The 9,635-nt window shown below is 67.5% G+C and carries 4 protein-coding genes and 1 pseudogene; 1 reads left to right on the top strand and 4 read right to left on the bottom strand.

From position 1 onward, the window contains the following. Positions 1 to 39: 39 nt before the first annotated feature. Positions 40 to 6,681 (top strand): RHS repeat-associated core domain-containing protein, encoded by a 6,642-nt coding sequence (locus tag E1264_RS34795; protein ID WP_207936627.1) that lies wholly within the window; start codon positions 40 to 42, stop codon positions 6,679 to 6,681. Positions 6,682 to 6,698: 17 nt separating this feature from the next. Here E1264_RS34795 and E1264_RS34790 read toward each other — a convergent pair whose 3' ends face one another. From E1264_RS34790 to moeZ, 4 genes and pseudogenes are all read right to left on the bottom strand, one after another. After that, positions 6,699 to 7,472 carry a hypothetical protein gene (locus E1264_RS34790; protein WP_132180456.1) on the bottom strand — a complete coding sequence of 258 codons (774 nt, stop codon included), beginning with the start codon at positions 7,470 to 7,472 and terminating at the stop codon, positions 6,699 to 6,701. Positions 7,473 to 7,522: 50 nt separating this feature from the next. Continuing rightward, positions 7,523 to 7,761, bottom strand: a pseudogene (locus E1264_RS45655) (transposase family protein); the annotation flags it as partial. Positions 7,762 to 7,815: 54 nt separating this feature from the next. Continuing rightward, positions 7,816 to 8,211, bottom strand: coding sequence for a nuclear transport factor 2 family protein (locus tag E1264_RS34785; RefSeq protein WP_132180454.1), 396 nt, complete (start codon positions 8,209 to 8,211; stop codon positions 7,816 to 7,818). Between the two features lie 61 nt (positions 8,212 to 8,272). After that, on the bottom strand, positions 8,273 to 9,454 hold the full coding sequence (gene moeZ / locus E1264_RS34780) for an adenylyltransferase/sulfurtransferase MoeZ (protein ID WP_132180452.1): 1,182 nt from the start codon (positions 9,452 to 9,454) through the stop codon (positions 8,273 to 8,275). Positions 9,455 to 9,635 lie beyond the last annotated feature (181 nt).

Below are 9,635 nucleotides of genomic sequence, written 5' to 3'. Positions count from 1 at the left end.
GTCGAGGTCCTGGACCAGGGGGCCGCTCGCGCCGCCGGTGTGGCCGGCCCGGCGTTCACCGTGGCCCGCACCGACGCCACCGCCCCGGGACGTGTGCGGCTCCGGCTCGACTACTCCAGGTTCGCGCAGGCGTTCGGTGGCGCCTACGGGACCCGGCTGCGGCTTATGCGGTTGCCGCAGTGTGCCCTGACCACCCCTGCCGCCCCCGGATGCCGCACGCCCATTCCGCTGGACACGACCAACAACGGTGAGAAGAAGACCCTGACCGCGGAAGTGGAGGCCGCGCCAGCCTCTCCTGCTGGGTCGCCTGCGGTCGCTGCGTCCCGGGCCGATGCGACGCTGCTGGTCGCCGCCACCGATACCGGGGGATCCCAGGGCGACTACAAAGCGACGGCGTTGAGCCCTTCGGCGACCTGGGAGGCCGGCGGCAGCGGCGGAGACTTCACGTGGTCGTATCCGATGCGGGTTCCGCCGGTACCCGGTTCCCTGACCCCGAAAGTCGAGATCTCCTATTCTTCCGGGAGCGTCGACGGACGTACCGCCAACACCAACTCGCAGCCGTCCTGGGTCGGAGAGGGCTTCGACCTGTGGCCGGGCTTCATCGAACGCAGTTACAAGTCGTGTAAAGAAGACGGTGCGCCCAAGGACGAGTGGGGGAACTCGCCAGGTGACATGTGCTGGGCGTACGACAACGCCACCGTCACCTGGAACGGCAAGGGCGGAGAGCTGATCAAGGCCTCCGACGGCACGTGGCGCATGAAGAACGACGACGGAACCAGATTCGAGAAACTCGAAGGCTCGTCCAACGGAAACGGCGACAACAACGGCGAGTACTGGAAAGTCACCACCACCGAGGGCACGCAATACTACTTCGGTCTCAACCGCGCCCCCGGCTGGGCGGAAGGCAAGCCAGAAACCGGCTCAGCGTGGACGGTACCGGTATTCGGCAACGACTCCGGGGAACCCTGCTACAAGTCGTCCGGCTTCAAGGACTCCTGGTGCCAACAGGCTTACCGGTGGAACCTCGACTACGTCGTCGACCCCGCCGGCAACGCCATCCTCTACACCTACGGCAAGGAGACCAACCACTACGGCCGGAATATCAAACCAGCGGACGAGACCCCGTACGTCCGTGGCGGCTTCCTGAAGACGATCTCCTACGGCCTCCGCGCGAACGCGCTGTTCGCCAAGGCGCCCGCACAGGTCACCTTCACCACCTCTGAACGCTGCATCCCGGACGCGGCCTTCGACTGCGCCCCGTCCAAGATCGGCGATGACCCCGACCGCTGGTGGGACGTCCCGTGGGACCTGAACTGTAGTTCCGGCCAGGAATGCAAGGACGACCACGGCGCGGTCGCGCCGACCTTCTGGTCCCGCAATCGGCTGACCGGCGTCACGACCCAGATCCTCAAGCCGGACGGATCGGGCTACCGCCCGGTCGACTCGTGGGCGCTGAACCACCTGTGGGGCCTCGCCGACGTCGAGCGCGATCTGCTGCTGGCCGACATCCAGCACACCGGCCACGCCGCCACCGACGGCGGCCCGGCGGTCACGCTGCCGAAGGTCAGGTTCAACCACGTCCAGCGGGACAACCGGCTGGACGACAGCGGTGACGACATCCTGGCCTACGTCCGCTACCGGCTGGGCGCCATCTACGACGAGGCCGGCGGGCAGATCGACATCAACTACTCCGCCCCCGAGTGCACCCTGTCCGCCAAGCCGACACCGGAGACCAACACCAAGCGATGCATGCCGGTGATCTGGACGCCGCCGGGCCACGAGGAACCGATCACCGACTGGTTCCACAAGTACGTGGTCAGGTCCGTCATCCAGACCGACCGCACCGGCCTCGCCCCGGACATGATCACCAAGTACGAGTACGTCGGGGGAGCGGCCTGGCACTTCGACGACGATGACGGCCTGACCAAGGACAAGGACAAGACCTGGTCGCAATGGCGCGGCTACGGCCACGTCCGGACGTTCACCGGCGATCCCGCCGCCCCCGCCACCCAGACGGACGCCTTCTACATGCGCGGCATGGATGGTGACCGCGCGACCAGGGACGGCGGAGAGAAATCGGTCACCGTTCCCGACGGAGAGGGCGGCACCCACACCGACCACAACGCCCTGGCGGGCTTCCCGCTCAGGACGGTCCAGTTCACCGAGCCTGGCGGCGCCGTCCATTCCAAATCCGTCAACACCCCGTGGCGCGTCCAGACCGCCTCGCGCACCCGCTCGTGGGGCACCGTTACGGCGAACGTGATCGGCGTCGACACCTCCCGCACCTGGACGGCCAAGGACGGCGGCGGCTGGACCCAGACCAAGATCGACAACACCTTCAAGGGATCGGGTGCCGGCGTCGGACGTGTCATATCCGTCAGCGACCTCGGCGACGTCACCGCCGACGGCGACGACAAGTGCACCGCTACTACCTACGCCGACAACACCGACGCCTGGATGGTCGATTATCCCTCGCGTGTGGAGACCGTCGCGGCGGCATGCACGGCCACCGCCAACCGGCCGGAACAGGTCATCTCCGACGTCCGTACCTTCTACGACGGCCAGCCCTTCGGTGCCGCTCCGGCCAAGGGCCTGGAGACGAAGGTCGAGAGCATCACCGGCTACGACGGCGAGACCCCAGTCTATGCGACGGACGTCGAGAACAGCCACGACGCTTATGGACGCGTCACGCAGTCCAAGAACAAACGCGGACAGGTGACGACCACCACCTACACCGAGACCCAGGGGCTCACCACAAAGATCGCGTCGACCTCGCCGCCGGTCGTACCCGGCGCCCCGGCCACCGCGCTGACCTCGAGCGAGGAGCTCGACCCGGCGTGGGGGCTGCCCATCCGCGGCACCGACGCCAACGGGTTGGTCTCCGAGCTGGTCTACGACGGCATGGGACGGCTGCGCAAGGTATGGCGACCGGATCGGGACAAGGCCGCCGGTGAAGACCCGAGCCACGAGTACCAGTACCGGTTCGCCGACGGGAAGATCGTCGCGGTCACGTCCAAGAGCATCGTCGCCGGCAGCCTGCGGGTGACCGGCATCGGCTTGCTGGACGGATGGCTGCGACCCCGGCAGACGCAGGCACCGTCGAGGACGGCCGACGGGCAGCCGACACGGCTGATCACCGACACCTTCTACGACGACCGCGGCCAGGTCGTCAAAACCTACGCGGCCTATCCGGCGGCTGGCGTCCCCGAACCCGAACTGTTCGGCGTCGGCACCCCGGGCGCGGTCGAGACGCAGACGCGCACCAGCTTCGACGGGCTGGGACGTCCGACCGTCCAGAGCCGCACGGCCGGCAACGGCTCGCAGCCCGAACAGGAACTGTGGCGTACCACCTACAGCTACGGAGGCGGCGACCGCGTCTCGGTCACCCCGCCCGACGGCGGCACGCCCGTGGCCCAGATCACCAACGCCCGCGGCCAGGTCGTCGAGCGCCGGCAGTACAAGGCCGCCACTCCCACCGGCGACTGGGACGCCACCACCTACACCTACACGCCCGCCGGGCAGGTCGCCACGGTGACCGACCCGTCCGGCAACGTCTGGACCTCCAGTTACGACCTGCGCGGCCGGAAGATCAAGAAGACCGACCCCGACACGGGCGCCACCACCCTCACCTACGACGACCTCGACCGCCTCACGTCCACCACCGACGCCCGCGGCAAGACCGTCTTCACCAACTACGACGGCCTGGGCCGCGTCACCGACACCCGCGACGGCTCGGCCGACGGCACCAAGCTGACGTCCTTCACCTACGACACCGTCAAGTACGGCAAGGGCCGGCCGGTCAGCGCCACCCGTCACCACAACGGCGCCCAGTACACCACCAAGATCCGCGAATACGACGAGCTCGGACGCGTTCACGGCGCCACGATCACCATTCCCCCAAGCGAAGGCGCGCTGGCGGGAACCTACTCCACGATCTCCGAGTACAACAGCGACGGCACGGTCCAGACCTTCCGGCCGCCCCTCGGAGGTGGTCTGCCCTACGAAACCCTCACCTACAGCTACGACGAACTGGCCCGCCCCACCCGGCTCACCAGCGACCTGCACACCTACATCGGCGACATCTCCTACCGGAGCACCGGCGAGGTCCAGATCGTCGACTACGGAGCGCCCGGGAAACGCGCGTTCCAGACCTTCCACTACCAGTACGGCACCCGCCGCCTCGACCGCGCCGCCACCTACCGCGAGGGCATCGACGGCTTCGCCCGCGCCGCCACCTACCAGTACACCGACGCGGGCACGATCACCTCGATCACCGACGCCTCCGACGAGGGCGTCGACAACCAGTGCTTCACCTACGACCATCTTCAGCGTCTCACCCAGGCCTGGACACAAGGCACGACGGACGCCTGCGCAGGCGAACCCACCGGCTCCCTCATCGGCGGCCCCGCCCCGTACTGGCACACCTACGACAAGGCCGGCAACCGCACCAAGGAGGTCCAGCACGGCCTCGGCGGCGCAACCGACACCGTCCGTACGTACAACTACGCCGCTCCGGGTCAGGGCAGTCGCCTGAACCAGCTCACCCATACCAGCCCTGGCGGTGACCGTACCCAGACCTACGCGTACGACGCCAGCGGCAACACCACCGCGATCAACACCACCGACAGCCCCACCGGCAGCACGCAGACCTTCGAGTGGAACACCGAAGGCGACCTGGCCAAGGTCTCCGAAGAGGGCAATGACGTCACCTTCGTCTACGACGCCGGCGGCAACCGGCTCATTCGCAAGGACCCGGTCGGATCGACGCTGTACCTGCCCGGCGGAACCGAACTGCACACCTACAACGGCTCCGCCACGGTCACGGGCACCCGCTACTACAACCTCGGCGGCCAGACGGTGGCGATGCGTACGTCCGACGGCACCGTCACCTATTTGACCGCCGACCACCTGGGCACAGCGCAGATCGCCGTGAACGCCGCCACCCAGGCCGGCACCGTCCGCCGCTTCACGCCCTTCGGCGCCGTCCGAGCCCTCGACGACGACGCCACCTGGCCCAACGACAAGGGTTTCCTCGGAGGCACGCAGGACCCCACCGGCTTCACCCATCTCGGCGCCCGCGAGTACGACCCCGAAACCGGCCGCTTTATCTCCGTCGACCCCGTCCTGAACCAGGCCGACCCGCAGCAGATGAACGGCTACACCTACGCCAACAACAGTCCCGTCACCTTTGCGGACCCCACCGGCACCTGCCCGGGGAACTCGTGCTCGGCGGACTTCGCGCACACCGGCCCCCACGCGCGACCAGGTGGTTCACGCAATTGGTCACGAGGCTGGTCGTCTGGCTCGTCCTCAAGAGCGAGGGCCGCGACGGGCCCGTACGGCGGATGCAACGCGGCAGCCGTGTACACCTACAGCTGCTATCGGGATCGGTGGGTCAGGGAACGGCTGGCCGTGAACAACCCCGGCCCGCCGCCCACCGGCTGGCGAGAGGGAATCGATGCCTGGACCTGGACACTTGACATGGTCTTCGGTGTCAAGGACGCCTGGTCCTGCCTGACCGGAAAGAGCGCCGGCGCCTGCGCCTGGTCCGCGGTCGGGATGGTCCCGTTCGTCGGCAAATTCCTCAAGCCGGGCAGCGGATTCGTCCGAAATCTCTTGAGGTGGCTGGCGAGACATGGCGACGACAAGCCGGATCCGCCCAGGACAGGGGGCCCACCTCCCGCTCCGGACCCGAAGCCCAAGAAATCCGGACCGACGAAACAGGAGCCGGAGAGGCCGGCCACGGCAAGGCCTGATCCATCGAGATGCAGCAGTTTCGTCCCCGGCACGCAGGTGGTCCTCGCGAACGGCGACCGCCGCGACATCGAGGACGTCAAGGTAGGCGACAAGGTCCTGGCCACCGACCCGGAGACCGGTAAAACGGGCGCCCAGCCCGTGCTGGGCACGATCACCACCAAGGGCGACAAGCACCTGGTCCAGATCACCGTCGACACGAAGGCCCCGTTCCGCTTCCGGGTGACCGGTGACGAGCCCGCGCCCAGCGCCACCGGACTCCCCAGCCTCACGGGCGCGAAGAGCGGCGTGGTCGTCGCCACCGCCGAGCATCCCTTCTGGGTCGCCGGTGACCTCAACCGATGGGTCGAGGCCGCCGACCTCAAGCCCGGCATGTGGCTCCGCACCAGCGCCGGCACCCACGTCCAGGTCACCGCGATCAAGACCTGGACACGGGGCAGGAAAGTTCACAATCTTGCGGTCGCGGTTGCCCACACGTACTACGTGAGTGCAGGCCGGGAATCACTCCTCGTTCACAACTGTCCCGAGTTGAAGGCCAAGGAGGCAGCGCACCGCAGGGCGTCGGAGACCGCCGCACGTTCCTCCAACCCCGGAGGTCCCACCGGAGTCAACGGAACCACGGGCGGTCTTCTCTGGGTACGTGGACATGGCCTCTTCGACCTCGCTTCAGACAGTCCATTCCCGGGATACACGCCTCCGCCAGGCGTGGTGGAGGGATATGAGAACCACGTAGAGGCCCAGGCCGCCGGTTTGATGCGCATGCTGGAGGCGCAGGAGGGGCGGCTCATGATCAGTTACCCGCGAGGCTCCTGCCCAACCTGTGCTGGATCTTTGAATGACATGCTTCCGGAAGACGCGACCCTTCTGGTGACCTTCCAGCGTGGGCGGTCCTTCTTCACGAACCCGCATCTCGGAAATGCCAACTAGATACTTGAGGCCGAGGTTTAGAAAGGGGGTTCATCGGCCGTATGGGGGTCATGGAAGGACGCTCGCCATTCCTCGGCCTGCCGTTCGAACTCGACGAGTTCGGTGTGGGCTTGGAGAGTCGTGGTGTCTTCGCCCCACGCCCGCAATCCCCGGATTGCGGCGAATCGATAGTTCTGTTCAGAGCTGGCGGCCAGTTCACGGCGAAGTGCCGGCGCCACGACGGGCCGATGGTGGACGAGTTCAGGAGCGTCCAACAGAGGGATGGCGGCGGCGAGGGCCGCCTCGCGCACACGACGGTCGGGAGCGGGAAGGCACGCGGAGACTCCCTGGAACAGGGCGGGTCGGGACGCGCGGACCTCCCGCGCCTGTGGCAGCGATGCCCAGGAGCCGCCCCACTGCGCCCTATGCTCCTCCGCGGCGTCGCTGACCGTGTGGGCCACGGCCGCCAGCCAGTCCAGCAGCTTCGCGCGAAGCGGGCGCCGGCCGGCCTCCCATTCGGGAGTCAGTGCCTCCTGGCTGTCGCGGTCGGCAAGGAGAGCAGCGACGTAGAGGGCCGCGATGGGCGTCTCGCCATAAAGGGACTCCTGGTGAAGCAGGACGTCGGAAAGATGGTTCAAGGCGCGGGTGACGGCGTCGCTATCGCCAGAGCCGAGGGCGGCAAGTGCGACCGGCGTGAACGAGACCAAGTCCGGCGACTGGTCGTCCAACCGCTCGGCCGAGTCCGCGCCGAGGGTGTTCCAGTCGGTTTCCGCTAGAAGCGTGCGAGGGTCGGGCAGATCTCCGGTCGTCACCCGACGATTCTAGGCAGGTTGTGACGAGGGCCCGGCGACCCCCGGCGCGGTCGGTCGGTCGGGATGAGAGTGCCGTCCAGCACCAGGTAGAGCAGCCCGTCCGCGACGGCCTCGTGTAGCGCCTCGGCGAGCGTGGGTGAACGAGCGGCTGGCAACTCGACCGTCTCGTTGACCTACCTCAAGCCGTTGTGGTCCAGACCCCGAACCCGGCGCCGAGCTCGGCGAACTTCTTGCCCTTGCGAAGGTAGAGCAGCACCATCAGCGCCGGTGTGCCGGGCGGGTTCGCGCGGTGGATCAGTTCCGAGAGTGCGTTGCGGAGGTCCTGCTCGGAGTTGGTCGTCTCCTAGCGGAGGGCGAAGACCTCTGAGAGGGCGTCCGGGTCGTAGCCGTCTACGTGGAACCAGGCTTCGGCGATCTTGCCTTCGGTGATTCGGTAGATGGCGATTTCGTTGCCTGCTACGTGGGTTTCGCCTCGGGTGGCCGACCAGCGGATCTTGGCTACTACGTGCTCGTCGGTTGTTAGGAAGCCTGTGGGCCTCAACGTGAAGGTTCCGTTGGTTGCTTGGTGGAGGTCTTCCAGCAACTTGAGGACGGTTTCTCGGCCCTCGTGGGTGCCTGAGTAGTCCTCGTCGCCTGGTTCGTGCCAGCGGACGTCCGGGGTGAGGAGGGCGCGGAGGGCTTTGGTGTCGCTGGTGCTGCGGGCTGTGTAGAACGCGCGGATTATGTCGTCGTGGGCCACGTTGTCCCCAGGGTGTGGGGAGGCCCCGAACCCGGTGGTGGGTTCGGGGCCTCGGGTGGGCTTAGTAGGTGGGCTGGGACGGGTCTATCTGGTTGACCCAGGCCAGGACGCCGCCGCCTACGTGGACGGCGTCGGAGAAGCCCGCGTTCTTGACCACGGCCAGGGCCTCGGCGGAGCGGACGCCCGACTTGCAGTGCAGGACGATCTTCTTGTCCTGCGGGAGGCGCTCCAGGGCCGAGCCGTTCAGGAACTCGCCCTTCGGGATGAGCGTCGCGCCGGGGATCGAGACGATCTCGTACTCGTTCGGCTCGCGGACGTCCACCAGGAAGATGTCGTCGTTGCGGTCCTGCATGGCCTTGAGGTCGAGGACGGTGATCGTGGAGTCCTGCGCGGCCTCTGCGGCCTCGTCGGAGACGGCGCCGCAGAACGCCTCGTAGTCTTCGAGCAGCTCGGTCTGGGTGGGGTTCTTGCCGCACAGGGGGCATTCCGGGTCCTTGCGGACCTTGACCGAGCGGTACGTCATCTCCAGCGCGTCGTAGATCATCAGGCGGCCGACGAGCGGCTCGCCGATGCCCGCGAGGAGCTTGATGGCCTCGTTCACCTGGATCGAGCCGATCGACGCGCACAGGACGCCCAGAACGCCGCCCTCAGCGCAGGACGGGACCATGCCCGGCGGCGGCGGCTCCGGGTAGAGGCAGCGGTAGCACGGGCCGTGCTCGGCCCAGAACACGGAGGCCTGGCCGTCGAAGCGGTAGATCGAGCCCCAGACGTAGGGCTTGCCCAGGAGGACGGCGGCGTCGTTCACCATGTAGCGGGTGGCGAAGTTGTCGGTGCCGTCCACGATCAGGTCGTACCCGGAGAAGATGTCCATGATGTTGTCGCGGTCGAGCGCGGTGTTGTGCACGACCACGTCGATCAGCGGGTTGATCTCACGGACGGTCTCGGCGGCGGACTCGACCTTCGGCTTCCCGAGCGACGACTGCCGGTGGATGATCTGGCGCTGCAGGTTGGACTCGTCCACGACGTCGAAGTCGATGACGCCGAGCGTCCCCACGCCGGCGGCGGCGAGGTAGAGGAGGGCGGGGGAACCGAGCCCGCCCGCGCCCACGACCAGAACCTTGGCGTTCTTGAGGCGCTTCTGCCCGGCCATCCCCACGTCGGGGATGATCAGGTGCCGCGAGTAGCGGTTGACCTCGTCGCGGGTGAGCTCCGCTGCGGGCTCGACCAAAGGTGGCAACGACACGGTGGCTGCTCCTGTGCTGACGCGTGTTAGGGCGGGACGTGTTCGTCCTATCACCGCACAACCTTGCCATGGGCTGCGGCATTCCCGGGCCTCCGGAGCCCCCCGGACGGCCTCCTCACTGCAATGTCAGGGCGGAATGTCGTGAAGCAACGATAATCTTGGCTGTTGTGGCGTTCCTGCC

Source organism: Actinomadura sp. KC216, assembly GCF_004348535.1.
Classification (GTDB): domain Bacteria; phylum Actinomycetota; class Actinomycetes; order Streptosporangiales; family Streptosporangiaceae; genus Spirillospora.
This window is presented reverse-complemented; position numbering and strand designations above follow the sequence as displayed.